Annotated in this window: 30 protein-coding genes; 3 read left to right on the plus strand and 27 right to left on the minus strand. The window is 31.5% G+C overall.

Features of this window, described 5'->3' with window-relative positions; genetic code table 11:
- Positions 1–6: 6 nt before the first annotated feature.
- Positions 7–390, plus strand: coding sequence for a DUF423 domain-containing protein (locus Q0663_RS11040; RefSeq protein ID WP_299010936.1), 384 nt, complete (start codon positions 7–9; stop codon positions 388–390).
- Between the two features lie 42 nt (positions 391–432).
- Here the strand turns inward: Q0663_RS11040 and Q0663_RS11045 are convergent, their stop codons facing one another.
- The 6 genes from Q0663_RS11045 to Q0663_RS11070 form a co-directional block, all read right to left on the minus strand.
- Entirely contained in the window at positions 433–1,923 is a 1,491-nt protein-coding gene (locus Q0663_RS11045) for a M48 family metallopeptidase (protein ID WP_299010938.1), read from the minus strand.
- A 13-nt stretch (positions 1,924–1,936) separates the two neighbouring features.
- Entirely contained in the window at positions 1,937–3,097 is a 1,161-nt protein-coding gene (locus Q0663_RS11050; RefSeq protein WP_299010940.1) for a DUF6882 domain-containing protein, read from the minus strand.
- Positions 3,098–3,117: 20 nt separating this feature from the next.
- Complete coding sequence (locus tag Q0663_RS11055; protein ID WP_299010942.1) at positions 3,118–3,759, minus strand: hypothetical protein; 642 nt, start codon at positions 3,757–3,759, stop codon at positions 3,118–3,120.
- Positions 3,760–3,792: 33 nt separating this feature from the next.
- Positions 3,793–4,203, minus strand: coding sequence for a hypothetical protein (locus Q0663_RS11060; protein WP_299010944.1), 411 nt, complete (start codon positions 4,201–4,203; stop codon positions 3,793–3,795).
- A gap of 91 nt (positions 4,204–4,294) precedes the next feature.
- Positions 4,295–5,044 (minus strand): LytTR family DNA-binding domain-containing protein, encoded by a 750-nt coding sequence (locus Q0663_RS11065; protein WP_299010946.1) that lies wholly within the window; start codon positions 5,042–5,044, stop codon positions 4,295–4,297.
- Between the two features lies 1 nt (position 5,045).
- The gene (locus tag Q0663_RS11070; RefSeq protein WP_299010951.1) at positions 5,046–6,881 is read right to left on the minus strand and encodes a tetratricopeptide repeat protein; all 1,836 of its coding nucleotides are present in this window, start codon (positions 6,879–6,881) and stop codon (positions 5,046–5,048) included.
- A gap of 164 nt (positions 6,882–7,045) precedes the next feature.
- Here Q0663_RS11070 and Q0663_RS11075 point away from each other — a divergent pair, with 164 nt between their 5' ends.
- The gene (locus tag Q0663_RS11075) at positions 7,046–7,498 is read left to right on the plus strand and encodes a hypothetical protein (protein ID WP_299010954.1); all 453 of its coding nucleotides are present in this window, start codon (positions 7,046–7,048) and stop codon (positions 7,496–7,498) included.
- A 72-nt stretch (positions 7,499–7,570) separates the two neighbouring features.
- Here Q0663_RS11075 and Q0663_RS11080 read toward each other — a convergent pair whose 3' ends face one another.
- Genes Q0663_RS11080 through Q0663_RS11105 form a run of 6 tightly spaced genes read right to left on the minus strand, consistent with a single transcriptional unit; the run spans position 7,571 to position 11,679 of the window.
- Positions 7,571–8,383, minus strand: a complete 813-nt coding sequence (locus Q0663_RS11080) for a hypothetical protein (RefSeq protein ID WP_299010957.1) — start codon at positions 8,381–8,383, stop codon at positions 7,571–7,573.
- A gap of 46 nt (positions 8,384–8,429) precedes the next feature.
- Positions 8,430–9,278, minus strand: coding sequence for a YgcG family protein (locus Q0663_RS11085; RefSeq protein ID WP_299010960.1), 849 nt, complete (start codon positions 9,276–9,278; stop codon positions 8,430–8,432).
- A gap of 22 nt (positions 9,279–9,300) precedes the next feature.
- The gene (locus tag Q0663_RS11090; RefSeq protein WP_299010962.1) at positions 9,301–9,738 is read right to left on the minus strand and encodes a TPM domain-containing protein; all 438 of its coding nucleotides are present in this window, start codon (positions 9,736–9,738) and stop codon (positions 9,301–9,303) included.
- 6 nt (positions 9,739–9,744) lie between these two features.
- Positions 9,745–10,341 carry a LemA family protein gene (locus Q0663_RS11095; RefSeq protein WP_299010965.1) on the minus strand — a complete coding sequence of 199 codons (597 nt, stop codon included), beginning with the start codon at positions 10,339–10,341 and terminating at the stop codon, positions 9,745–9,747.
- A gap of 19 nt (positions 10,342–10,360) precedes the next feature.
- The gene (locus Q0663_RS11100) at positions 10,361–10,690 is read right to left on the minus strand and encodes a MerR family transcriptional regulator (protein WP_299010969.1); all 330 of its coding nucleotides are present in this window, start codon (positions 10,688–10,690) and stop codon (positions 10,361–10,363) included.
- A 20-nt stretch (positions 10,691–10,710) separates the two neighbouring features.
- Complete coding sequence (locus Q0663_RS11105) at positions 10,711–11,679, minus strand: M23 family metallopeptidase (protein ID WP_299010972.1); 969 nt, start codon at positions 11,677–11,679, stop codon at positions 10,711–10,713.
- Between the two features lie 154 nt (positions 11,680–11,833).
- On the opposite strand from Q0663_RS11105, the gene alaS reads away from it, so the two are divergent.
- Complete coding sequence (alaS, locus tag Q0663_RS11110; protein WP_299010975.1) at positions 11,834–14,449, plus strand: alanine--tRNA ligase; 2,616 nt, start codon at positions 11,834–11,836, stop codon at positions 14,447–14,449.
- A 39-nt stretch (positions 14,450–14,488) separates the two neighbouring features.
- Here the strand turns inward: alaS and Q0663_RS11115 are convergent, their stop codons facing one another.
- The 15 genes from Q0663_RS11115 to Q0663_RS11185 all read right to left on the minus strand — a co-directional run bounded on the left by Q0663_RS11115 (position 14,489) and on the right by Q0663_RS11185 (position 24,855).
- Positions 14,489–15,775: a deoxyribodipyrimidine photo-lyase gene (locus tag Q0663_RS11115; RefSeq protein WP_299010977.1), complete on the minus strand. Its 1,287-nt coding sequence runs from the start codon at positions 15,773–15,775 to the stop codon at positions 14,489–14,491.
- On the minus strand, positions 15,765–16,250 hold the full coding sequence (locus Q0663_RS11120; protein ID WP_299010980.1) for an SRPBCC family protein: 486 nt from the start codon (positions 16,248–16,250) through the stop codon (positions 15,765–15,767). Before Q0663_RS11120 ends, Q0663_RS11115 begins: the two co-directional genes overlap by 11 nt.
- A 3-nt stretch (positions 16,251–16,253) precedes the next feature.
- Positions 16,254–16,652: a DUF2452 domain-containing protein gene (locus Q0663_RS11125; protein ID WP_047790033.1), complete on the minus strand. Its 399-nt coding sequence runs from the start codon at positions 16,650–16,652 to the stop codon at positions 16,254–16,256.
- Positions 16,653–16,654: 2 nt separating this feature from the next.
- Positions 16,655–17,197, minus strand: coding sequence for a glutathione peroxidase (locus tag Q0663_RS11130; RefSeq protein ID WP_299010984.1), 543 nt, complete (start codon positions 17,195–17,197; stop codon positions 16,655–16,657).
- A 1-nt stretch (position 17,198) separates the two neighbouring features.
- Complete coding sequence (locus tag Q0663_RS11135) at positions 17,199–17,723, minus strand: CIA30 family protein (protein WP_299010987.1); 525 nt, start codon at positions 17,721–17,723, stop codon at positions 17,199–17,201.
- Between the two features lie 10 nt (positions 17,724–17,733).
- Positions 17,734–18,411 (minus strand): SDR family NAD(P)-dependent oxidoreductase, encoded by a 678-nt coding sequence (locus tag Q0663_RS11140; RefSeq protein WP_299010990.1) that lies wholly within the window; start codon positions 18,409–18,411, stop codon positions 17,734–17,736.
- The gene (locus Q0663_RS11145; RefSeq protein ID WP_299011289.1) at positions 18,408–18,623 is read right to left on the minus strand and encodes a hypothetical protein; all 216 of its coding nucleotides are present in this window, start codon (positions 18,621–18,623) and stop codon (positions 18,408–18,410) included. The genes Q0663_RS11140 and Q0663_RS11145 overlap by 4 nt, the downstream gene beginning before the upstream one ends.
- Before the next feature lie 5 nt (positions 18,624–18,628).
- Positions 18,629–19,324, minus strand: coding sequence for a GTP cyclohydrolase I FolE (gene folE / locus Q0663_RS11150; RefSeq protein WP_047790030.1), 696 nt, complete (start codon positions 19,322–19,324; stop codon positions 18,629–18,631).
- Positions 19,287–19,703, minus strand: coding sequence for a 6-carboxytetrahydropterin synthase (locus Q0663_RS11155; protein ID WP_299010995.1), 417 nt, complete (start codon positions 19,701–19,703; stop codon positions 19,287–19,289). Before Q0663_RS11155 ends, folE begins: the two co-directional genes overlap by 38 nt.
- Complete coding sequence (locus Q0663_RS11160) at positions 19,704–19,970, minus strand: TIGR03643 family protein (protein ID WP_047790028.1); 267 nt, start codon at positions 19,968–19,970, stop codon at positions 19,704–19,706.
- Entirely contained in the window at positions 19,967–20,386 is a 420-nt protein-coding gene (locus Q0663_RS11165; RefSeq protein ID WP_299010998.1) for a hypothetical protein, read from the minus strand. Before Q0663_RS11165 ends, Q0663_RS11160 begins: the two co-directional genes overlap by 4 nt.
- Before the next feature lie 4 nt (positions 20,387–20,390).
- Positions 20,391–21,854 carry a cryptochrome/deoxyribodipyrimidine photo-lyase family protein gene (locus tag Q0663_RS11170; protein WP_299011001.1) on the minus strand — a complete coding sequence of 488 codons (1,464 nt, stop codon included), beginning with the start codon at positions 21,852–21,854 and terminating at the stop codon, positions 20,391–20,393.
- 69 nt (positions 21,855–21,923) lie between these two features.
- Positions 21,924–23,456, minus strand: a complete 1,533-nt coding sequence (locus Q0663_RS11175; RefSeq protein WP_299011004.1) for a cryptochrome/photolyase family protein — start codon at positions 23,454–23,456, stop codon at positions 21,924–21,926.
- A complete protein-coding gene (locus tag Q0663_RS11180; RefSeq protein WP_299011007.1) occupies positions 23,456–24,745 on the minus strand; it encodes a DASH family cryptochrome in 1,290 nt (429 codons plus the stop codon). Before Q0663_RS11180 ends, Q0663_RS11175 begins: the two co-directional genes overlap by 1 nt.
- Complete coding sequence (locus Q0663_RS11185) at positions 24,712–24,855, minus strand: DUF2256 domain-containing protein (protein WP_073182036.1); 144 nt, start codon at positions 24,853–24,855, stop codon at positions 24,712–24,714. The genes Q0663_RS11180 and Q0663_RS11185 overlap by 34 nt, the downstream gene beginning before the upstream one ends.
- Positions 24,856–24,864 lie beyond the last annotated feature (9 nt).

Genomic DNA, 24,864 nt, shown 5'->3' on the forward strand with positions numbered 1-24,864 from the left:
ATAAACATGACACAACAAATTGTATTAATAACAGCAGCTTTATTTGGAATGTTTGCTGTGATATTTGGAGCTTTTGGAGCTCATGCTTTACAAAAAACTTTAAACGTAGATCAACTGAAATCATTTGAAACGGGTGTAAAATATCAAATGTATCATGCACTCGTTTTATTATTCGTTGGAAGTTATTTTGAAACACCTAGTTCAGCAATATATTACGCTTTTGTAGTTGGAATTATACTGTTTTCCTTCAGTATTTATGGTTTAGTATTATCAGACGCAAAAGGTAAAAAAATGAAGTTTTTAGGTCCTATTACTCCTTTAGGTGGCTTGCTACTAATTGTTGGATGGGCACTTTTATTATACAAACTAAGCCAAACCATACATTATTAGCATGTATAGTTTGGCTAGCATGGTAAACAAAAAATCATTTTGTTAATCAACGCCTTGGGCATCGCTGATAATTCTATCAATAAATTCAGTCTTTATATACAATTGTCTTGCTAAGTTGTACAACACCTCAACTTCTGAAGCATCTATGCTTCCATCAGCATAAGAAATAATAGACAAATCTCTTAGAATATTTAGTTTTTGCATCACAGAAATTACAATATCCAACTCTTTTGCTAGCGCTATAATCTCATCAATAATATCTTGCTCTGTTAATCCTTTAATCGTTAACATACACTGAGCAAAAACCGATGGAGACACCACACTACTCAACGCCTGTATTTCAGAATCATCCACAACGCCATCTGCCTTTGAAATCATATAACCACCTAAGAACATAAAACGTTGAATTTTTTCTGAATGTTCAGTTTCGTTACCTAAGTCTTCTGGCTCCATCAACGACATAATTCGTTGTATTTCTAGCTCCATCGCTTCCTCTGTTATTTCTCCTTTAACTTCAGGGTTGAATAACTCATACGTTTTACTCTTATTGAATAACTCTAACGCTTTAATACGAAGTGGGCTAAACGGGTGACTGCTATACCAATCTGATGGATCGTGTGTGTCATCATTTAAAACTTCTTCTAAATCTGAAAACTGATTGATATACTCGTTTAATTTAAAATCTAAAGAATCAGAAGTTACTCCAGACGATAGCTTAAAGAATGTCCTTGCTGCTGACTCAAAGCTCTTACAGCATAATAAGCCAGCTCTATCTGCACTAATTTCAGCGTTACGATTCCATGCATATAACTTCATCGCATGAATTGGCGCTAAATCGTTTGCACCTTCGTCTAAAATATGTTTTACTGGATAATTAAAGTGTTCAAACAATACATGCCCTATTTCATGACCAATGACAAAAGCTAACTCGTCTTTTGTAAAACGTTCTAAAATTCCAGAAGTTAAAATAATGTATAATTTATCTTCATCTGGCGGATAACATGACGCATTGAATTTATCGTTTTGATACACAAAAAACTCAATATCAGCTTTCAATTTTAAAACCTCTTTACAATGTTCTCCAATTTCGTGAAGCATTGGAGCTAACATTTTTGTTAATCGTAAACTTGATTTCAACAAATGTCTTCTCGATTTAAAGACTGGATTATTTTCTTTTATTCTTTCTAAGGTTTTTTGAATTAACTCATCTTCTTGAAACTCTAAAACATAATCTCGATCACCGTCATATACCAATGCGTTTAAGTCAATATCTGCTCTAGAATTATCATACACCTCTTGAATGTTTTCTGTTACATTTTTAAGGTTTAACTCGTTAATTTCTTCAATACGTTTAGTGTATTGTTCTGCTAATTCTTTAGCTACGTTTTGAAAATGAACACTTGCTTGGTGAATTAAATCGTTGTCACCATTCTGTTGTGCAAGATTCAAATCTTCCATCATCTTATTTTGCGCCTGAGTTAATGCGTCTTGATGCTCTTTTTCTAATTCTGATAGTGTGGTAGATTGATACATACTTTTTCTTTTTTTAAGCTCCTACAGGAACTGTTGAGTTAGACAACTTTAATAATCTTCCTTTTAGGTCAAAAATTCCTAAAATTTGATCTTCTCCTTTTTTAGCAACGATATTATTTCCTGATACCTCAACTTCATATCCTTTTTGAACTAAATAGCAAAACAATGCATGCTTGTGTTCAAAATCCATACGAGTAGTTGTTTTTGAGAAGTGTGAACAAATTAAAGCAGGAATGTTTATCTCTTTTTCATCAACTATATCCGTATATAATAATACATACACAGTAAGCCCTTTAAAAGGTAATGGTGCATAACAACTTGCCTGATTTACTCCTGTTGCTACGAATGAGAAATAATGCCCCGGATCGTGTTCTGTTTCTATTTTTGAGGATAGTAAATCTTCTATTCCATGGCGTTCTCCTAGAGCTTTCATTTGTAATGAAGCTTCTAAAAATTGTTCTGGAATACCGCTTTGTTTATTTGCCCAAGCCCATAACCATGATTTTTCATTGTGAGAGTAGGTTCCTAATACCTGCATTTTAAAAGTTAAATCACCGTAGGTTACCGTTCCTTGAAGCATATCACAAGTCCAAGGTAAATCCTCAACAATATCTGCTAAGTTATCTTGCTTTTCAAAAGCTAAAGCTACATATTGGTTGTGCAACTGAGGTAAGCTCAACTTTATAGTGTTATCTACCTTCCCTCCTACAATATTATTTGGGTTTTCTGTACTCTCAACACTGGCTTCACTTCCTGCAAATTCTTCTAAATGAATTTCTAAAAGATCTACAATTCTTTCTGTTTTCTCTTCCACCTTATCAGCATTCATAATTGGACTATGATTAATGGTTAACACCCCATCTACAAAAGTGATTGCTCTTTCTAAGTTATGCTCGTTATTTTCATTAACAATCTTTACTTCTTTTAATCCTTTTCTTAACAATTCTCCCCCAATTTCATCAATATTAATAGCACTAATTGCTTCTATTAACGGTTGAAAATATATTTTTGGAAACGTATCATTGTAAAGGTGAGAAAACTTATCTTCTACCAACGTATCCCATGCTATGTTTAATGATACATTAAATCCTGCTTTATTGTTTATTTCCGCTTCTAATGCTGGAAATGATTCGTTTTTAAATATTTGAACTGCTCTTTTTTCTTTAAGGCCCATTTTTTAATAGTTTTATTATTCTACAATACTTTTTCTATCTTTTCAATAAAAAGATTCTCTAATTCTTTTGGCAATACTTTAGTAATTACAACACCAATTTTCAATACACTTCCTTCTTTACTTACTTGCAATTTATCTGTATTAGTTATAGCTACAGTTTTTATTTCTTTCCATGCAGCTAATCCCATTTCATCCTCTATTATTAATTGTTTTGCTTTTAACAAACTTGTAATAACATCTTTACAATTTAAACGAGCATTAGCCTCTTGTAATTCAGAGCTTTCAAATGATAAGTTAATAGTTGCTTCTAGCAACGCTTCTTGCTCTAAAACCCATCTTTTTAATTGTAAAGCACTAATAGGTTCTTCTCCTATTGGACGACTGATGCTTCCTTTTGATAAAGAAACAGCCATCTTTTTAGGATGTTTAATTCGTAAAACTGAAATTTCTTGGAGGTCGAAAAACAACACTTCTTGCTCTTCGGTTTTCATACACACAAATGTTTGATATTCTTCCTTAGCAACATCAACCACAAAACCCTCTATATAAACTCCATTTTTTAGTGATAAAGCAATTGGTAGTTGCTTTTTTTCTCTAAACATGTTATGGATTATGACAGATGGTGATTGCGCTTTAAATTGATTGATATAATCTGTTTCCATAGCAATTTTTACTTTTTGTTATAGATTACTAGACTATAAGTTGTTCTCTAATAAATCAACAAGCACATCTGTTCTATCTTGAACTTTATCTGCGTTTAAAATTGGGCTATGGTTTACTTGTAAAACTCCTTCTTCAAAAGTATAAGCATGCGTTGGGTTGTGGTGATCGTCTTTATTGGTAATTACCACTTTTTTTAACGATTCTGACAATGCTTCTTTCCCCATATCATCAGTTGCTATGGCTGAAAAAGCATCAATAAGTGGTTGGAAGTAAATTTTAGGGTAACTGTCATCATATAAGTGTAAAAACTTATCTTCAAACATGGTATCCCACTCTACTTCTATTGTTACATCGAAACCTGCTGCATCGTTTATTTGTTGCTTTAAAGCAGGATATTTTTCTTCTTGAAAAGTCTTGGTGAATCTTTTTTCTTTAAGTCCCATATGATTGTTTTTTAAGGTTACTTTCTATTATTTACCTCAAAATTACAGGGAACTTTTCTTCTCTTTTAATGAGTTTTATATGTGTTACTTCTTATTTTGTATTCGTATTAAAATTCTCTAAAAACTGTTTTAAATACGTTTTCTTTCTTGATGATAAAGGAACATTTTCGCCACTTGACAACTTAACTGTATTAGCACTTACTGAAGCTAAATATTTTATATTAATTAAGTGAGATTGGTGTACCCTAGCAAAGGCATGTGTGCTTAAAATATTTTCATAATACTTTAAGTTTCTAGCACTCATTATTTTTTTATCTGTAGTATAAAAAAGCGTATAACTTCCGTCTGATTGGCAGCGTACAATATCATCTACATGTAAAAAATGTTGCTCTTCGGTAGTTTTAATAAGCAATGTTTTTTGAGCTTCTTTTTTATCTAATTCACTTATTTTATGTAGTGCTTGTGTATATTTTTTATCTTTTTCAAATTCAGTTCTAAAACGACCTATACAAGCATTTAACTCATCAGAATCTATGGGTTTTAATAAATAATCTACCGTATCAAACTTAATTGCTTTTATAGCAAACTCATCGTAAGCTGTGGTAAAAATCATTTTAAAGTTTATGGTTTCTAAAGCTTCTAATATTTGAAAAGCATTTCCACCAATCAACTCAATGTCTATAAACACCAAGTCTAAATTGTTGTTACTTAAAAAATCTATAGCTTCATCTACATTATCAATTTTAGCTACAATTTCTATATCTTTTTGCGTGTATTGCAACAACTTTGTTAAGGTGTTTAACGCATTAAACTCATCTTCTATTATAGCCGCTTTTATCATTTTATAACTTTAATTTAAATACAACTTTTGTTCCTGATGGGTTTCCATCATTATCATGTAAATCTTCTATTGTAAAAGATTTTTCTTCTCCTTTATTTCTTATCTGTAGTCTTTCAATAAAAATATCGGTAGCGTGTAAATCTTTTGCTATTTTTTCTTGACTCTTTTTTTGCTTTCTTCCTACTCCATTATCTTCAATTTCAAAAAACAGTTCTTGTGCTGTTTTTCGAATATTGAGACTCAATATTCCTCCTAATTTCTTTTCTTTCAAACCATATTCAATAGCATTTTCTACAAAAGGTTGTAATAGCATTGGAGGTACTTTTACTTGTTTTGTATCACAGTTTTCAGAAATATGTATGTGATAACTAAAACTATTGTTAAAGCGTAATTGTTGTGTATCTATATAGTTAGAAATCATAGCTAGTTCTTCTTCTAAACTAATTTCTTCTTTTCGAACATAATCAAAATTTTGTCGAATGAGTTTTGAAAACTTAGCTATATAGTTTGAAGATTTTACTGGGTTTCCTTCTAACGTTATGTTTTGTATCGCCGCTAAAGTGTTGAATATAAAGTGTGGATTCATTTGGGCTCTAAGCAATCGCTGTTCTAATTTAGATGCTTTGTTTGCTGCTCTCAGCTTATTATTATATCCTATAAACAGGGCAATAATTAGAATAAGTACCAACGATACAATTACACTAATTCCTAACCACCAATTTTGTTTATTTATTTCTTTTTGATGTGTTAACGCTATTTCTTTTTCTTTTATTTTATAGTTTACATTGGCAAAATGAAGTAGTTTTTTATTTTGTTTTTTATTTTTTACCACCTCAATACTATCTCGTATTATTTGATGGTTTAATGCTTTTTGATACTGCTTTTTAAGGATTGCTATTGATATTAGCTTATCTCGTATTTCTAGCTCTTCTGAAAGGCTGTTTTTACTTTTATAGATTGACATTGCCTTATTATAATTTACTGCTGCCGAATCTAACCTATTCGTTACCAAAAAAAGAGTTCCTAAGCCTTTATATGGAGCTCCATTAATTGTTTTAATTTTTTGGTTAAGTTTTACTGCTCCTCGTAAGAACTTCTCCGATTCTTCAAAACGTTTTGCTTCCAAATACGTATATCCAATATTATTAAGAACACTTACAATTGTCTTAGGGTCTTTTGCAGACTCACCCAAAGCCAATGCTTCCGAAAACTGTTTCAGTGCTTTGTTATATTGTTTTAACTTCAAATACACGCCTGCAATGTTACTTTTTATTGCTATAATTGAATTAGGATCGTTTGGATCAGTAAACAACTCTTCACATCTTTTTATATACAACAATGCTTTTTCATAGTCTTTTAAAATAAAGTGAAGGTTGAATAGTTGATTATTTGCCTTAGCCTGCAATCTGATATTTTCTATTTTCTTACCTATTTCTAAAGCTTCCAACGCATACTTTTGAGCATCTTCTAACTCATTTAGCTTCATACAGGTGGCACTTAATGTTATTAAGCTCCTTCCTTTATTATAATCATCTTTAAGGTTTGTAAATAACCTATACGTTTCTAAATGAATGTTTTTTGCCTCTATTAACTTATCGTTCAGGTAAAAAAGCTCTCCTTTGCTAAACAACAATAAAGCCCTGTTTTTAGAATTTTGTTTCTTTTCTAGTAAACTATCTATTTTTCTTAGCCCTTCTTTTGGTTTTTGCTGAGAAATACTATCGATAGAAAGTAAATATTCTTGTAAGTTTTTGTCTACATCATTTCTCGTACATGCTGTAAAAACAAAGCAGATAAAGGCAATATATAAAAAGTATTTTTTCTTAAACAAGGGCATTTTTCATAATTAATTAGCCTACTAAAGTAGTTATATATTTTTATTTTTTCTGCAAATACGACACTTTAACAAAACGTTTATAAAATAATAGCCAGCGTTTATAAAACACCCAAAAACAAAATCAATTTTTCTATGATATTTGACTAAAAATTAAATAATTAATAATGAGTACAGTTGAAACTATAGAAGAAGTTATTAAAACAGGATCTTGTGATTTAACAAGTTTTGAAAAGATTGAAGAGATTTCTAAACCTAAAGTTAGTATTGATGGAGCCTACCTATTAATTTATAATTGGCCAGATGATCCTAGTGGTGCTAATACTACTATTCACGTTGACCTTACTTATTTGTTTATACATAACAACCAGGAATACAAAGCTATTACAAGAACTAAATTTTATGATTTTGATGTTGCTAAGTTTGAAAACTTACCTAAAAAATACTTTATAACCGAATATCATAAATTGGTAGAGCAGGCTTTAATGTTGTCTAAACAAACAATAGAAGAGAAGCTTGAAGAACCCTTAAGCTCTGTTATTCCGTTTAGTTTTAGCCGAGAAGATTCCATTTTATTAGCTATAAATGCGGGTTATTCTAGGCAAATAGATTATTTATAAACAGTTAAAAGTTGATTATTCCCCTCCCCTTTCAGTTATCATCGTCTAAAGCTTTGGTAACTGATTTTTCTTTTAGTCCTTTAATCTAAATTCATACAACTTACTACTTCCTTTTTTATCGGCTTCGTCAGTTATATATAGAGTTGTATCATCTTTAAAAGTAATTCCTTCTTTTTGAGAGATATGATTGAATGTGTATTCTTTTACATCTCCACTAAAAAAGTCGTCTCCGTTAAAATTAGTAAATACTAATACCGATTTGTGTGTCAATAAAACCACTTTTTGTTTATCTGGCGATGTCGTTGCTGCTGTAACTGCACAATGTAGATCATTACAGTTTGAATACTCTGCTATATACTTAGCTGTATACTCTCCTTTTGTTGCCGGAACTTTATACAACATTGTTTTACCTTGCTTATTTTTAACCCTACTTTTGGTAAAAATGTACAGAAACCCATCTTTATAAATTAACGATTCTGCATCAAAAAAACGGTCTTTCTTTTTGGGCGGAAACTTAGTTTGATTAGGGTATGAAAATTGTATTTTTTCTACCTCTATATTGTCTCCATTTAACAAGTCTTCTTTCTTGATTTTTAGAATTACTAAATTCTTTCTTTTATTATCATTATTTCCGAAATCTGCAACATATAAGTTCCCATTATCATCAGAAGTTAAATCTTCCCAATCGTAATTTTTAGCGTTTATTGATGTAGTTTTTTCAATTTTACCTTCAGAGGTTACTTTGTATAATTCAGATTTATTACCACTATCATTTACCATCCAAACCTTATCAGAGTTTGCTTCCTTCTGAATTCCAGAAACCTCATCAAGTAACTTAGGTAAAACCGTGACAACCTTGAGCTCTCCATAGTTTTGACAGCTCACAAAAATTAAAAAAAAGAAAAATATACTGAGTTTTTTCATATACAAATTACCAGCCTCCTGTAGCTCCACCACCACCAAATCCTCCGCCTCCGAAACCTCCGCCGAAGCCGCCTCCGCCTCCAAAGCCTCCTGACGATCCTCCACCGAAGCTTCCTCCGCCAAAACCGCCTCTACCTGCGTTGCTTAAAATAATGATATCTAGTAAATCTCTAACAGAATCTGTTTTTCTATAATTTCTTCCTCCACCACGATTTCCTCTATTTCCGCTTGAAATAATGATAAAAAATACTACCAGAATGATGATAAAGATAATAAAGCTAAAGTCTGTTTTTTTAGATTGCTTTCTAGATCCTTTGTATTCGCCACTCATTACTTTAAAAACAGCATCTACTCCACTGTTTAACCCAGCGTAATAGTCACCTTGTTTAAAGTAAGGAATAATATCGTATTCTATAATTTGTCGAGAAACATAATCGGTTAATAAGTGCTCGGTTCCATAACCTGTTCGGATGGTTACTTTACGATCATCTTTTGCCAGTAACATGAATACTCCGTTATCCTGCTCTTTGCTTCCTCCTATACCCCATTTGTGCGCCCAATTGGTAGCTAAATACCCTATTTCTTCACCTTCGGTTGAGCTTATAATTGCCACTACTACTTGTGTTGAAGTAGTATCAGCATACTTAATTAGCTTATTTTCTAAGCTTTCCTTTTGATTGGGTGATAAAAGGTTGATATAATCGTAAACACTTGTTTGCTCTTTAGGTGTCTCAGGAATTTCAAATCCTTGTGAGAAAAGAGTGTGTCCACATAAAAATGCAATAAAAAAAAGAACAACTTTTACGTTCTGTAACTTGTTTGTTCTTTTATATAATGACGTTATATTTTTTATCATATTTCTTCCTTCTATGAAGGTTTTAGCCTTTTGATATTTCGTTGCTTAGCTCATCTTCATCATCTGTAGTCCATGGAAAGTGAGCGTGTAATTCTTTTCCTGCTTTTAGCACACCATCTATAATTCCTTGTTTAAAATTCCCTTGTTTAAACTGATTTTGGATGGCTTCTTTGGTTGTTTCCCAAAAGTTTTCTGGAACTACGTTGTTTATACCTTCATCACCATAAATTACAAATTTATGATCGTCAACAGCAATGTATAATAATACACCGTTTCGCTGTTGGGTGTTAAACATTTTAAGCATTTGAAATACTTCTAGTGCTCGGTCATAATGAGAAACATCTGTAGTTTTCTCTATGTGTACACGAATTTCACCAGAAGTATTTCGTTCTGCTTCTCTAATAGCCTGAACGATTTCCTCTTCTTCTTTTGAAGTAAGAAAATCTTCTACTTTAGACATATGTTTTTAGAATTTAAAATCTACATCAGGAGCATTCTCTGAACCTGCATCTGATTTATAACGTGTCATTTCTGTTAAATTGAACATACCTGCTAGCATGTTTCCAGGGAACATTTTAATGTGCTTATTGTAAACGTTTACAGCTTCGTTGTAACGATCACGTGCTACATTGATTCTGTTTTCTGTTCCTTCTAACTGACTTTGTAATTCTAAGAAGTTTTTGTTTGCTTTGATATCTGGATAACGCTCTACAGACACTAATAACTTAGATAAAGCTCCGCTTAACCCTGTTTGTGCTTGTTGAAATTGCGCCATATTTTCTGGCGTTAAGTCTCCAGCATTAACATTTACTGAGGTTGCTTTTGCTCTTGCATTAATTACCTCTGTTAACGTACTTTTTTCAAAATCGGCTGCTCCTTGTACAGTCTTTACTAAGTTACCAATTAAGTCGTTTCTTCGTTGGTAAGAACTCTCTACATTAGACCATGTAGTTTTAGCATCTTCTTGGTATGTTACAGCTGTATTATAAAACCCTTTTGCCCATGAATAAATTCCAAATACTAGAACTCCTATAATAATTAAAGGCACTAACCATTTTTTCATAATTTTTGATTTTTTGTAATTATAATTGATTTTTAATTTTTATTAACTCTGCTTTTACAGTTTCTAATCTACTAATAATTTCCTGATTATTTAAGACTCCTTCTGGGTTTTTCTTTAGCTTTTGTTTTGCGCCATCTAAAGTAAAACCTCTTTCTTTTACGAGGTTATAAATAATTTTAAAGTTTTTTACGTCTTCTTGTGTAAACAACCGATCGCCTTTGGCATTTTTTTTAGGATTGATAATTTCAAACTCTTTATCCCAAAATCGAATTAAGGAACTGTTTACTCCAAAAGCATTGGCTACTTCTCCTATTTTATAGTATCGTTTGTCTGGTAAGTCTATGTGCATTTCTCACAGCTTCTATAAAATTAGTCGTACGATTGACCTTTTTGTTGCGAAGCTTTTTGCATAGCTACAAACTCTTCAGGTGTTAAGTCTCCGTAGTAGTAATAAATCGGATTAACTGGTCTACCGTTTTTATGTACTTCATAATGCAAGTGAGGCGCTGCAGAACGACCAGTGTTACCTACATAACCTATTAAATCACCACGTTTTACTTTTTGTCCTTTTCTGGCTATAATCTTGTTCATGTGTGCATAAATAGTTTCATAACCATAACCATGATTGATATAAACTACATTACCAAAGGTAGAACTTCTATGCGCTTTTTTAACAATACCGTTTCCTGATGCAAAAATTGGTGTACCCGTAGGTGCTGTAAAATCCATTCCATTATGCATACGCCACGACTTTAATATAGGGTGCAAACGCATACCATAACCTGATGCCATTCTTTTTAAATCTTCATTCTTTACTGGCTGAATAGCAGGTATTGAAGCTAACATTTTTTCTTTTTCTTTTGCTAGCGCAACAATTTCATCTAACGATTTAGATTGTACAACCATTTGTTTAGATAAAATATCAAGCTCCTTAGTTACTTTTTTGACCATAGAACTATTATCAAACCCCTCTAAGTGTTTGTACCTATTTACACCACCAAAACCTGCTTTTCGTTGTTCTTCTGGAATTGGACTTGCTTCAAAATAAGTTCTATAAATATTATTATCCCTATTTTGTAATTCTGATAAAATTTCTGAGCTTTCTTCCATCTTTTTAGAAAGTAACTCATAGTGAAGCTTTAAATTTTCTAATTCTCTTTTTTGGGTACGTTCTTTAGGAGACATCAAAAATTGACTAAACCCTATAAAACCAAAAAAAGCAATTAACAAAACACTTAATAACCCTAAAAACGTTTTTTTATACTTTTCGCTTCTTTTAACTTCTATCTTTCGGTAAGATAAAGTCTCTGGATCGTAATAATATTTTACTTTTGCCATAATGCTAAATGTACTATTTTTGTGCTTTTTAAATTAAGCATCCTTAAGGGGATGTACAATTTGGAAACTCACAAATTTACAAAATCTTTTAAAACTTCTTTTTTTGAGTAGTTTTTTAATTATAATTTAACAAAACCCAGATACCCAGAGTTGTATGAAATCTCAAGATATTAGAGCTAAATTTTTAGATTTTTTTAAATCAAAACAACACGACATTGTTCCTTCAGCACCCATGGTCTTAAAGAACGATCCTACCTTGATGTTTACCAACGCTGGTATGGTGCCATTTAAAGAGTTTTTCTTAGGAAACTCAACTCCTAAAAATGGTAGAATTTCTGATAGCCAAAAATGTTTACGTGTTTCTGGTAAACACAACGATTTGGAAGAGGTTGGTTACGATACTTACCACCACACCATGTTTGAAATGTTAGGTAACTGGAGTTTTGGTGATTACTTTAAGAAAGAAGCTATTGCTTGGGCTTGGGAATTATTAACTGAAGTTTATAAAGTAGATAAAGACATTTTATACGTAACCGTTTTTGAAGGTGATGAAAAGGACGGTACAAAAATGGATCAAGAGGCTTACGATATTTGGAAACTATACATTGCTGAAGATCGTATCTTAATGGGTAACAAAAAAGATAACTTCTGGGAGATGGGAGAACAAGGTCCTTGTGGTCCGTGTTCTGAGATTCATGTTGATATTCGCTCTGCAGAAGAAAAAGCAAAGGTTGATGGAAAATCGTTAGTAAACGAAGACCACCCTCAGGTTGTTGAAATCTGGAACTTGGTATTCATGCAATACAATCGTAAAGCTGATGGTTCGTTAGTTGAACTTCCTGCAAAACATATCGATACAGGAATGGGATTTGAGCGTTTATGTATGGTATTACAAGGGGTTCAATCTAACTACGATACAGATGTTTTCACTCCATTAATCAGAGAAATTGAAACAATTACAGGTGCTGATTATGGTAAGGACGAAAAAGTAGACATTGCTATTCGTGTAGTTGCTGATCACGTTCGTGCTGTTGCTTTTGCGATTGCAGATGGTCAGTTACCTAGTAATAATGGTGCAGGTTATGTAATACGTAGAATTTTACGTCGTGCTATTCGTTACGGATTTACTTTCTTAAACCAAAAAGAGCCTTTTATTTATAAGTTAGCAGAAACCTTAGCACATCAAATGGGAAGCGCATTCCCTGAAATTAGAAAACAAAATACTTTAGTACACAATGTTATTAAGGAAGAAGAAACTTCTTTCTTACGTACACTAGACCAAGGATTATTATTATTAGATCAAGTTATTGCAACTACTAATGGTAAAACTGTATCTGGTAAACGTGCTTTTGAATTATATGACACTTACGGATTCCCTCTTGATTTAACGCAGTTAATTGCTCGTGAAAAGGGGTATGAAATTAATGAAGAGGAATTTAATGCTGGTATGAAAGCTCAAAAAGAGCGTTCTCGTGCAGCTTCTGCTAGTGAAACGGGTGATTGGGTTACTTTATTAGATGATGATGTTGAAGAGTTTATCGGGTACGACATATTAACCACTAATGTAAAACTAACTCGCTACAGAAAAGTTAGTACTAAAAAAGGCGGAGACCAATATCAACTGGTATTCAACATGACTCCTTTTTATCCAGAAGGTGGTGGACAGGTTGGTGACAAAGGATATATTGAATCTCCTAATGGTGATATTATTTATGTGCTTGACACCAAAAAAGAGAACAATGTTATCATTCATTTTGCTAAGAATTTACCTAAAAACTTACACGAAACTTTTAAGGCTGTTGTAAATAAAGAACATAGGAGTTTAGCTGCTAGTAATCACTCAGCTACCCACTTATTACACCAAGCGTTACGTACTATTTTAGGAGACCATGTAGAACAAAAAGGTTCGTTGGTGAGTCCTGATTATTTACGTTTTGACTTTTCTCACTTTTCTAAAGTAGACAATGATCAACTAGAAGCTGTTGAAGAGTTTGTAAACGCTCGTATTCGTGAAAATCTTCCATTACAAGAGCAAAGAAATATACCAATGCAACAAGCTATTGATGAAGGTGCTGTTGCTTTATTTGGAGAAAAGTATGGAGATAGTGTTCGTACCATCCGTTTTGGACAATCTATGGAATTATGTGGAGGTACGCACGTACAACAAACAGGTGATATTTGGTATTTCAAAATAAAATCGGAAGGTGCTGTTGCTGCAGGAATTAGAAGGATTGAAGCAATTACCAATGTTGCTGTTGGTGATTATTTTGAAGATGTTGAGCGTAACTACGATGCTGTAAAACAATTATTGAAAAACCCTAAAGACGTTGCTAAATCAGTAAGTAGTTTACAAGATGAAAATACAGCTTTAAAAAAGCAAGTTGAGCAACTATTAAAAGATAAAGCTAAAAACATGAAAGGCGAACTTAAAAACCAATTACAAGAGGTGAATGGAGTTCAGTTTTTAGCAACAAAAGTAGATTTAGATCCTAACAGCATTAAAAACTTATTATTTGAGTTAGGAGGCGAAGTTAACAATTTATTTGTGGTATTTGCTACCGCTCCTTCTGCTGAAAAAGCAATGTTAACGTGTTATATTTCTAAAGATTTGGCTAACGAAAAAGGGTACGATGCTGGTAAAGTTGTTAGAGAATTAGGAAAACTAATCCACGGTGGTGGTGGTGGACAAAATTTCTTCGCAACCGCTGGTGGTAAAAACCCTGGAGGAATTCCAAAAGCATTAGAGAGAGCAAAAGACTATATTGCTTAATACATACTAAAAAAGGTTCAGAATTTTCTGAACCTTTTTTTATTGTAGTGCTTTTTTATAGGTGTCAATTGCTCGCTCTCTTGCAAACTTATGCTCTACCATAGGTTGTGGGTAAGTTAATTCATCAAAGTCTTTTACCCATTTTCTAACATACTTTAAATCTTTATCAAACTTTTTTAACTGAGATTCTGGATTGAATACTCTAAAATACGGAGCTGCATCGCAACCCGTACCTGCAGCCCATTGCCAATTTCCGTTATTTGCTGACAGGTCATAATCCAACAGCTTTTCTGCAAAGTACGCTTCTCCCCAGCGCCAATCAATCAATAAATGCTTACATAAAAAGCCTGCGGTTATCATACGTACTCTGTTATGCATGTATCCAGTTTCATTCAACTCTCGCATGCCCGCATCAACCATAGGGTACCCAGTTTTACCTTCACACCATTTTTTAAATTCTTCTTCGTTATTTCTCCAAGGAACAGCATTATATTTTTCTCGAAAATTCTCAGTAACTACTTTCGGGAAATGATATAAAATTTGCATAAAAAACTCACGCCAAATTAGCTCACTTAAAAAAGTTTGATTGGTTTTTAACGCAAAACGAATCATTTTTCGTGTACTAACCAATCCAAAACGTAAATAAGGTGATAAATACGAGGTTTTATCTTGCGAGGGAAAGTCTCTCACCTCATCATATTCCTCTAAATTAGATAGGTTGTATGGTTTTACTTTAATCGTACTTTCTTTAAAACCTAAGGAAGCTAAGGACGGAAACTCAAAAGAGAATTGATAGAAGTTAGTAAAATTTATGGTAAACTCTTGTGTATCTCTCTTTTCTGAAAAGTTTTGTAACCACTTGTTTTTATAAGGTGTGAAAACCGTATACGGAGTTCCATCGTTCTTTACAACTTCGTTTTCTTCAAAAATTACTTGATCTTTAAAAGCATTAAATATTATTCCTTTTGACACTAAAAAGTCTTCTACTTCCTTATCTCTTTTAGTCGCGTAAGGTTCGTAATCTTTATTTGTGTAAACTGCTTCAATTATAAATTCTTCAGTTAGTTTTTTCCAAATTGCTAATGGTTTTCCTTTTTTAACTACCAGAGAAGATTGATGCTTTTTCAGCTCTTCGTCTAAGTTTTGCAAGGTTTCGTAAATAAAAGTTACTCGAGCATCATTTTTAGGAAGGCTTTCTAAAATATCTTCATCAAAAATAAATAACGGAACTACCTTGTTTCCTGATTGCAGTGCTTCATGTAAACCTTTATTATCTTCTAAACGTATGTCACGACGAAACCAAAAAATAGATACTTTATTTTCCATTAAATAGTTTTTCTAACGTACGATAACGATGTTCAAAAATTTCTTTTAACTGCCTTTTTATAAAGATTGATTGGGCAATATGTCCTAAAAAACCAAAAGGTATCTTGTATGAAATTTTGTCTTTCATTAACGTTTTTCCATTTGGCAACTCTTCAAACCAGTGTTCGTGATGCCACATGCTATAAGGACCAAATCGCTGTTCATCTATAAAAAATTGTTGTTCTTTTACTTGTGTAATTTCGGTAACCCAACTAGACTTAATGCCTGGTAAAATCCCTACTTTGTAGGTAATTATTTGTCCTGCATAGGCTTTTTTATCAACCTCTGAAGTAATTTGAAACCCCATATGTGAAGGGGTTATTTTTTGCAAATTTCCTGGAGAACTGAAAAATTCCCATGCTTTTTCTAACCGAACGTTTAATATTTGTTCAGTAGATAAGGTATAAATACCCGAATGCTTTTTAAATAGTACCATTGTTTATTTTACTTTTTTCCAGACTTTGTCTGAGTTAAGTTGAAAACTACCAACAAAATTGAAACCACATTCATTAGGGCTTAATATTGATAAAAATAACGTGTTTTTTTCTTTTCTATACAAATGATAGACCTTACCTACAATTGGCTCAAAGTTAAATTTAGCACTATAAATAAGCTCATTATATTGATACTCTTTTACAAGATTGTTGTATTGTTGTTTTATTTCTTCAAAAGATGCTAAAAATTGAGCATTTGCCTGGTAAATGTTTTGTTTTTTCCAGCTTATTGAATTACTTTCTTTAATAACTGGTGCTGTAAAATTAGTTGCATATGGTTTTAAATACGCATCATATTCATTTGTTTCCTCATTAAAAACTACATTATCTGGTTTTTTCTTCATTTTTATATTAATTTGGTAATTTTCTTACTCATTGGTTTGGTTATTGAGTAAAAAACATCAATTAACTTTCCTTCTTCATCTACCAAGTATTTTTGAAAATTCCATTTTACTGAAGAACTCATTTTTCCATTTTTATCTTTTTGTGTTAACCATTGATATAACGGGTGTTGATTTTCTCCTTTAACTTCAATTTTTTCTGTCATAGGAAAATCTACTCCATAGTTTACACTACAAAACGATTGAATTTCTTTTATTGTTCCTGGTTCTTGACCTCCAAATTGATTACATGGTAAACCTACAACTACTAATTTATCCTTATGTTTTGAGTACAGTTCTTGTAAACCTTCATACTGATTGGTAAAACCACATTTTGATGCTACATTTACAAATAATATTTTTTTCCCTTTAAACTTGTTAAGGTCTAAGTTTTCTCCATTAATACCTTCAATATTTATGCCGTATAACGATTCTTTAGGAGTTACTGTTTGCGCTTTACCTGATAAACTAAATAGTGCCATGATTAAGAATATTTTTACTGTGTTCATTTTATTGAATTGCTATTTTTATGATTTCTAACGAAAAATCTTCGTCTTTTTTATTTCCTATTAAAATTGCTACCTCTTCTATTTGGTTATCAGAGAATTTACCAAAATTTAACTTTCTACCCCTAAAGGTAGGATAAAATCCTGTTAATGGTAATGTAATTTCTTGTTCTTGTGTATTTGTTCTAAATACTTGTACGTATGAGTAACGTTGAGACTCATTTGATTTTAATCGTAGTTGATATTGTTTACCATCTCCTTTTACTTTTAATACAATTTTTGAATGTTGTGTGTTTAAACCTATGGCTATTGGCATTCTCGTCATCGAAAATCCACCATTATTTTCAGTAGATACTTTCCCCGAAAAGATTAAGTTTCCCTTATCATTAATTTTTACAGCTGATGTAGAAATTCCTCCCATCACAGTATCATTAACAACATACCAATTTTGGGTGTTATTATCTTTATCAAAAATTATAATTTCATCATTTAAACACATAAGAAAACTTAAAATTAAAAGCCATTTCATTATTTACTATTTAAATTTTTACACTTACAATTCCTGCATCTACAGGAATTACTTGTCCAGTAATTGCTGATGCTTCGTCAGACAGTAAATAGGTAGCTAAACTAGCTACTTCTTCTGCTTTTAGGTATTTTTTTAATGGGTGTCTGTTCTGCATACTCTCTTGTTGTTTTTCATTTCGTAATAAGCGAGCTGCTAAAGGTGTATCAGTAACCGTAGGAGCAATTGCATTGAATCTAACTTTCGTAGCGTATTCTGCTGCCAACGATTTGATTAACCCTTCTACTGCTGATTTACTAGTTGCTATGCTTGCATGAAAAGGCATTCCTAAAAACGAAGCTACCGTACTAAATAGCACAACGCTTCCGTTATTTTGAATTAGCAAACTTTCATAAGATTTTAGCGTTTTAATTGCTCCAAGAACGTTAATATCTAAATCAGATTGAAAGTCTTCTAATTTTAATCTTGAAAAGGATTTTAGATTAATGCTTCCGGGACAATAAACTAATCCGTGAATTTCTTCTAATTCTGGAAGTTCGTCTTTGGTAACATCGCATGCGTAATGTTTTATATTTTCAATATTAGACGGTGCTGTTCTACTAATGTTAATTATTTTATGTGTGTGTTTTAATTTGGTTATTATCGCCTTACCAATACCACTACTACCACCAACTACAACAATTGTTTTCATAATCGTCCTTTTAATCGTTTTTCTACTTTTTGTTTAATAGTTGTTATGAGTTTCATAACATCCATCAACTTTTTATCTTTACTCTTTTTATACACTTCATTAATTGATAAAATAATTTCTTTCGCTTTCCTTGATGCTAAAATTTTTTCATTTCTTGTTTTAAAAGATTTGTAATTTTTCTCAAATTCTAAAGCTTCTTCAAGTAAGTTTATTGTACTCATTTTAAATAATTTTGAAGTTCAACAATTTTTTCTGAGGTATTAAAAATGCCTCCATAAAAACAGGTAACTGTTGATGACGAATCATCTTTAACTCCTCTAGAAGAAACACATAAATGCTTTGCATCTATAATTACAGCTACGTCTTCTGTTTGTAATATCTCTTGTAAATCTCTGGCTATTTGATTAGTTAAGCGTTCTTGTACTTGGGGTCTTTTAGCATAAAACTGAACAATTCTGTTTAATTTTGATAAGCCTATAACTTTTCCTGATGAAACATAAGCCACATGTGCTTTTCCTATTATTGGTACAAAATGATGTTCGCAATTAGAATAAAACTGTATGTCTTTTTCTACCAACATTTGGTTATATTGGTACCTATTTTCAAACAATGCTATTTTAGGCTTATTGGCTGGATTTAAACCTGAAAAAATTTCATCTATATACATTTTAGCTACTCTTTGTGGAGTACCTTTAAGAGAGTCATTATTTAAATCAAGCCCAATAGTTTGCATTATTTCTGAAAATAATTGTGCTATTTTTTCTTTTTTTTCCTCATCAGAAATTAAAAAAGCATCTTCTACCATAGGCGTTTCAATTCCTGTATAAATATGATCATCTCCAATTTCTTCAACCGATAAGTTCTTTATATTATCACTAACAGGGGTATTCAACAAAGTTTCTAGGTGTTTCATAAAGTTTTATTTTAATTTCTAAATGATTATTTATCACTAACCTTAGTTTGTTATAAATTACAATTGCTATATTTTCTACTGTTGGATTGAGTGTTTTAAATTCTTCTACTTCTTTATTTAAGTTTTTATGATCTAAACAATCTATTATTTCTTTTTGTATATGGTTAGATAAAACTTTTGTATCAATTACATATCCTGTGTTTTCATTTACTTCTCCTACAATAGTTACTTCTAACTCATAATTATGGCCATGAAAATTTGGATTATTACATTTGCCAAAAACTTCTTTGTTTTTTGCTTCAGACCATTTCGTATTATGCAACCTGTGGGCTGCATTAAAATGTTCTTTTCTCGTAATAGCCACTTTTGCTTGCTTCATTTATCGTTTTGCTATTTTATTATTACTTATACTTCTTTGCCTGGTACATTTAAACCTTCCTTTATTAAATATTCTTTTTGCTTGATGTTTTGTTCTTCTACCCTGTACTCTTTTCCTCCATAATTTAAAACTTGATGGTTTTAATTCTCTTCGCATTAAATTAATTACTTCTTGTTCTTTTAAGTCAAATTGAAGTTTTATAGCGTCAAAAGTTGTTCGATCTTCCCAAGCCATCTCAATAACTCTATCTATCTCTCTTAATGTCATAAAAAATAACTTTGTGTTGATGTCATTTTCAAATCCATCATTTTTTTTATAAATTTTTTATTCTGATTATATTTATTATCTTTTCTAAACCTAATAAAGTGGTTATCGGAATGAATACTAAAGAATTCATGATTAAAAACCACTATTTTATAAAAAGGTATTACCCAGCAAAAGCGTTGTAATTTATTAGCTATGTAAACTATAATTCCTTTAGGACGTATTTCTATACTTCCATAATTTAAATCGCTAATTGTTGTTAAAATACTTTTAAAGCTTTCACTTACTCCTTCAACAATCATTCTACTCGAACCAACTCCTTTAATTTTTATAGATTGTAAAAAAGACATAGGCTCACCTATTAATTCATTGATTTTTAATACACTTTCTTTATTATTGTATGTTATATCAAACAACATTTTTTTATTTAACTACATGTTTGTTTAAAATTCTATAGCTTTCTTTTATCACCTCTGGATCTTTACGCATTTTCCAAATAGTATCTGAGGCATTTTTTCTAGTTACACCTATATCTACTATTGGTTTTGGGTAATCATTACCAAGAGTAAATCCATACATTTTTTGTTCTAAAGCTGTCATTTTGTATGGTTCGTGCTTAAACGCTAATGGTAATCCTTTAAGTTCTGGTATCCATTTTGAAATAAAAACTGCTTCAGGATCGTGCTCTAAACCATTTTTTACTGGGTTATAAATTCTAATCGTATTAATTCCAGTTTCTCCTGCCTGCATTTGCAACTGAGGAAAGTGAATTCCTGGTTCAAAATCTAAAAACAATTTTGATAAATATTTTGATGCTTCTTGCCATGGTTGCCAAAGATTATGTGTAAAAAAAGACACTAACATAGCTCGCATTCTAAAATTCAAATATCCTGTATGAATTAAACAACGCATACACGCATCAATAAATGGAATACCTGTTTTTCCGTTTCTCCATGCATATATGTATTTTTTAATAATATTTTTCTTTAACTTATGAAACCCTTTATTGATACTTTCTTGTTCCATTATACATTCCATTTCGAATTTCTGGATGAAATGTGCCTGCCATTTAAGTCTTGAAATGAAAGCATCTATTGCTCTTTTATTTCTTGAACTAGAACGAATACTTATTGCTAACTGATACACCTCTCTTACTGAGATATTCCCCCAAGCAATATAAGGTGACAGCCTGCTACAGCTCTCTCTTGCTTCTGTTGGTTTTGAAATATTTTTTGCATACCCCTCATACCTTTTGTTAAAAAAACTATGTAAATACTTAAGAGCCGTAGCTCGTCCTCCTTTTTGAAATAGCTTTTCTTCTTCTGTATCTAAATTTACAATTGTCAAGTTTTTTGCTATTTCTTTTATTTCTGTTATTGTTACAAAAGGAACATTTGTTGAATCAAATATTATCTGACTTGATTTCATGTAGTTTTCCCAATCCTCTTTCCAACCTTCTCTGTTTTCTCGCCCCCTAAATACTCCATTATGAATATTTTCTTTCCATTCTATTACATTATTCTTACAAAACCTTTTAAAGGTTTTATCTCTATTATAAGTTGCAAGAATACCTGTTTCTATATGAGAGTAGACATTAGTAACATTTGACACCGACGTTAAATACCTAAAAAAAGAAAGTACCTCTGAGTTTATTGTTAAAACCTGTGTATTATACAGTAACAACTCTTGGTTTATATCTCGTATAGATTCTTTAACAAAATCCCAATGTCTTTTAGAATAATGTTCGTCTTGTATAATACTTTCTTCAAAAATATAAACAAATAATATTTTCTTACCTGAAGTTATTGCATTAAAAACAGCCTCGTTATCCTGCAACCGAAGATCTCTTTTAAACCAAACTACTGCTATTTCTCCTGTTATTTTCAATCCAATGTGCGCTTTGAATCAAAAATACAATTTTTGTTTAACTAATAAAAGAAATAATTAAACAAAAAGTTAATAGCTATTAATTTTTTGCTTAATTGTTTTTGCTTTTTCTAGAATTTCTGAGAAGTCTTTTGATATTTCCATTTTTTGCAATAAAGTATACATCATACGCATTCGGTGGTTATTTTTCAACTTCTCTTTATTTTTATAAAGAAACTCCCAATACAAAGTATTATACGGACACGAATCTTCTTCTGTTTTTGTTTTGTAATTATAAGAGCATTCTTTGCAATAATTACTCATTTTATTAATATAACTTGCGCTAGATACATAAGGTTTTGTGGCCACTATCCCTCCATCCGCGTACTGACTCATCCCTCTTGTATTTGGTAATTGCACCCACTCTACAGCATCTATATATACTCCTAAATACCAAGCATCTACCTCATCTGGATGAACCTCTAACAATAACGCTAGGTTACCTAAAATCATAAGACGCTGTATATGATGCGCGTATGCGTTATTTAACGAGTTTTTTAGCGATTGCTTCACACAATTCATTTTTGTTTTTCCTGTCCAAAAAAAATCTGGCAATGAAACTTTATTATTAAAAAAATTCTTTTTTTTAAAATCTTCTCCTAATTGCCAATAAACACCTCTCATATACTCTCTCCATCCTAATACTTGACGAATAAAGCCCTCTGCCTGAGAAACGGCTATTGAAGGTTTCTTATAAAACACATCAACAACCTTCTCTACAACTTCTCTCGGGGCTACTAATTTTAAATTAAGAGCAAATGATAATCGAGAATGAAACAGAAAATCTTGTGATGAATGCATTGCATCTTGATAATCTCCAAAAAACTCTAACAAATTGTCACAAAAAAAATCTAATTGCTTTATTGCTTGTTCTCTATTTATTGGATAAGTAAAAGTTAATGTTTCTTCTCCAAATGTAACCACTTCTGCTTCATTAAGCTCTTTTAATAATGCTTTACAGTCAATATTAGTCTCATAAGGCAAAGGAACTAATTCATCTTGATTCCATTTTTTTCTGTTAGATGCATCATAATTCCATTTACCGCCAACCGGTTCATTATTTTCTACAAGTATCTTATGCTTTTTCCTCATATAGCGATAAAAATCTTCCATAACTGTTTTCTTTCTACCTTCAGAAAACTCTTTTAACTCATTCCTTGTAGTGTAAAAATGTTCAGTATCATACGATTTAACTGGTATCTGTAAGCTCTTGAGTTCATTTTTAAATTGCACATCTAAACGAAACTCGTCAGGCAACTGATATTCAATTTTTGTAATTGAGTATTTTTTTTGTAATACTTTAATATTTTTTATAAGATTGTGCGTGTTATGCGAATCTGATATTTTAAAATACTCTACTGCGTGACCTTTCTCTTCTAGTTTTTTAGCAAAACTCCTCATTGCTAAGAAAAACCCTACAACTTTTTGTATATGATGTTTTACATACTCCGTTTCTTGCTTCATTTCAAACATAGCATACACTACTTTTTTGTTTTTTTGCTTAAACCAGCTATGAGATTCGTTTAACTGATCACCTAAAAGCACTCTAAGTATTACATCCATTACTTATCAATCCATTTAGCTCTAAATTCCCCATACTTATCATATGTATTAGCTTGCCATTCTATATCAAACTTTTTACTCTCAGAACTATTTCCTACTCCTGCTATATACATCCAGTTACCATAATTACTGTGCGGATCATAATCTACTAACAAAGATTCAAAGTAGGCTGCCCCAATCCTCCAATCTTGCTGTAAGTTATGTACAAAATAAGATGCTACGTTTTGCCTCCCTCTATTACTCATCCAACCTGTTTTTCTTAACTCTATCATATTAGCGTTTACAAAATCGGATGTAGTATTACCTAAAACCCAATTTTTTATCACCTTATTATCATGAATACTTAGTATCATTTTTTTCTGAATCCCCCCTAATTTGAAGAAGTTATTTTTGTGATAACGAACTGCATGTTTAAAGAACTCTCTCCACAACAACTCAAAATACACCCAATATGTTGATGAATTTGCCTCATATTCGTCTTCAAATCTCTTTAGTTCTTTATAAATTGTTTTTACACTAATAGACCCATTAGATAACCAAGGTGAAAATTTTGTACTACAATTTATTCCTAATAAATTATTTCTTGTTTTCTTGTAGTCAATCACTTTTTTTGTTTCAAAAAAATAACTTTTCAACCTCATTAACGCTTGCTTTTCTCCTCCTTTAAAAGGAAAAGAATTTCCTAAAGCTTTTTCTGCACGAGAACAGTTTGGTATTTCAAAAAATGCCTGAGAATATATATCCTGATAGGGTAAATGATAATTTAACTCTGTGTCTATATCTAATTTTTTTTCAACTTTATTTCTAAAAGATGAAAAAGACAACGGGTATTTTTTGTTAAATAACGTATCTATTTGATGTGGCTCATACAAATATTGATTTGTTACCCTTATCTTTTTTACCTTACTACCAACTACTTTTCTTACTCTCTTTTCTATATCTTTTTCATCACTAGTTTCATCTTCTTGATAAACTAGCGTAGTAATTAAGAAATCGTTTTGAATCTCTCTAACAACGGTTTCTGTTTTTTTTACCCCTACATAAAAAGGTATATTATATTTAGCTAAACTCTCCTTTAATTCTTTTAATGTTTCAATTAAAAAATGAAGACGGAATTTTCCTGTTCTCTCAAAAGAATATTGACGTTTAAAAAACACAGGATCAAACGCATAAAAAGCCACCAAATAACGTTTAGTCGCTATTGCTTCTTTTAACAGTTTGTTATCACGAACTCTTAAATCGTTTCTAAACCAAATTAAGGTGCATTCTTGTTTTTGTTTTTCCTGCATTTTTTACTACAGTATTTTACTTCACTCCAACTAGCTTCCCATTTCTTCCTCCATGAAAAAGAAAGCCCACAAACTTTACAAATTTTGGTTGGTAAGTGCTGTTTTTTCAATTTTAAACA

This window comes from uncultured Tenacibaculum sp. (assembly GCF_947504135.1).
Lineage (GTDB): Bacteria > Bacteroidota > Bacteroidia > Flavobacteriales > Flavobacteriaceae > Polaribacter.

Excerpts from the sequence above, each read along its gene's own strand:
- alaS (WP_299010975.1), top strand. The coding sequence starts at position 11,834 with ATGAAATCTCAAGATATTAGAGCTAAATTTTTAGATTTTTTTAAATCA.
- Q0663_RS11130 (WP_299010984.1), bottom strand. The coding sequence starts at position 17,197 with ATGAACACAGTAAAAATATTCTTAATCATGGCACTATTTAGTTTATCA.
- Q0663_RS11120 (WP_299010980.1), bottom strand. The coding sequence starts at position 16,250 with ATGGTACTATTTAAAAAGCATTCGGGTATTTATACCTTATCTACTGAA.
- Q0663_RS11055 (WP_299010942.1), bottom strand. The coding sequence starts at position 3,759 with ATGGAAACAGATTATATCAATCAATTTAAAGCGCAATCACCATCTGTC.
- Q0663_RS11070 (WP_299010951.1), bottom strand. The coding sequence starts at position 6,881 with ATGCCCTTGTTTAAGAAAAAATACTTTTTATATATTGCCTTTATCTGC.
- Q0663_RS11100 (WP_299010969.1), bottom strand. The coding sequence starts at position 10,690 with ATGCACATAGACTTACCAGACAAACGATACTATAAAATAGGAGAAGTA.
- Q0663_RS11075 (WP_299010954.1), top strand. The coding sequence starts at position 7,046 with ATGAGTACAGTTGAAACTATAGAAGAAGTTATTAAAACAGGATCTTGT.
- Q0663_RS11095 (WP_299010965.1), bottom strand. The coding sequence starts at position 10,341 with ATGAAAAAATGGTTAGTGCCTTTAATTATTATAGGAGTTCTAGTATTT.
- Q0663_RS11140 (WP_299010990.1), bottom strand. The coding sequence starts at position 18,411 with ATGAAAACAATTGTTGTAGTTGGTGGTAGTAGTGGTATTGGTAAGGCG.
- Q0663_RS11165 (WP_299010998.1), bottom strand. The coding sequence starts at position 20,386 with ATGTTGTTTGATATAACATACAATAATAAAGAAAGTGTATTAAAAATC.
- Q0663_RS11125 (WP_047790033.1), bottom strand. The coding sequence starts at position 16,652 with ATGAAGAAAAAACCAGATAATGTAGTTTTTAATGAGGAAACAAATGAA.
- Q0663_RS11050 (WP_299010940.1), bottom strand. The coding sequence starts at position 3,097 with ATGGGCCTTAAAGAAAAAAGAGCAGTTCAAATATTTAAAAACGAATCA.
- Q0663_RS11085 (WP_299010960.1), bottom strand. The coding sequence starts at position 9,278 with ATGATAAAAAATATAACGTCATTATATAAAAGAACAAACAAGTTACAG.
- Q0663_RS11065 (WP_299010946.1), bottom strand. The coding sequence starts at position 5,044 with ATGATAAAAGCGGCTATAATAGAAGATGAGTTTAATGCGTTAAACACC.
- Q0663_RS11045 (WP_299010938.1), bottom strand. The coding sequence starts at position 1,923 with ATGTATCAATCTACCACACTATCAGAATTAGAAAAAGAGCATCAAGAC.
- Q0663_RS11180 (WP_299011007.1), bottom strand. The coding sequence starts at position 24,745 with ATGCAGGAAAAACAAAAACAAGAATGCACCTTAATTTGGTTTAGAAAC.
- Q0663_RS11105 (WP_299010972.1), bottom strand. The coding sequence starts at position 11,679 with ATGGCAAAAGTAAAATATTATTACGATCCAGAGACTTTATCTTACCGA.
- Q0663_RS11090 (WP_299010962.1), bottom strand. The coding sequence starts at position 9,738 with ATGTCTAAAGTAGAAGATTTTCTTACTTCAAAAGAAGAAGAGGAAATC.
- Q0663_RS11160 (WP_047790028.1), bottom strand. The coding sequence starts at position 19,970 with ATGACATTAAGAGAGATAGATAGAGTTATTGAGATGGCTTGGGAAGAT.
- Q0663_RS11040 (WP_299010936.1), top strand. The coding sequence starts at position 7 with ATGACACAACAAATTGTATTAATAACAGCAGCTTTATTTGGAATGTTT.
- Q0663_RS11135 (WP_299010987.1), bottom strand. The coding sequence starts at position 17,723 with ATGAAATGGCTTTTAATTTTAAGTTTTCTTATGTGTTTAAATGATGAA.
- Q0663_RS11175 (WP_299011004.1), bottom strand. The coding sequence starts at position 23,456 with ATGGATGTAATACTTAGAGTGCTTTTAGGTGATCAGTTAAACGAATCT.
- Q0663_RS11155 (WP_299010995.1), bottom strand. The coding sequence starts at position 19,703 with ATGAAGCAAGCAAAAGTGGCTATTACGAGAAAAGAACATTTTAATGCA.
- Q0663_RS11115 (WP_299010977.1), bottom strand. The coding sequence starts at position 15,775 with ATGGAAAATAAAGTATCTATTTTTTGGTTTCGTCGTGACATACGTTTA.
- Q0663_RS11060 (WP_299010944.1), bottom strand. The coding sequence starts at position 4,203 with ATGGGACTTAAAGAAAAAAGATTCACCAAGACTTTTCAAGAAGAAAAA.
- folE (WP_047790030.1), bottom strand. The coding sequence starts at position 19,324 with ATGAAACACCTAGAAACTTTGTTGAATACCCCTGTTAGTGATAATATA.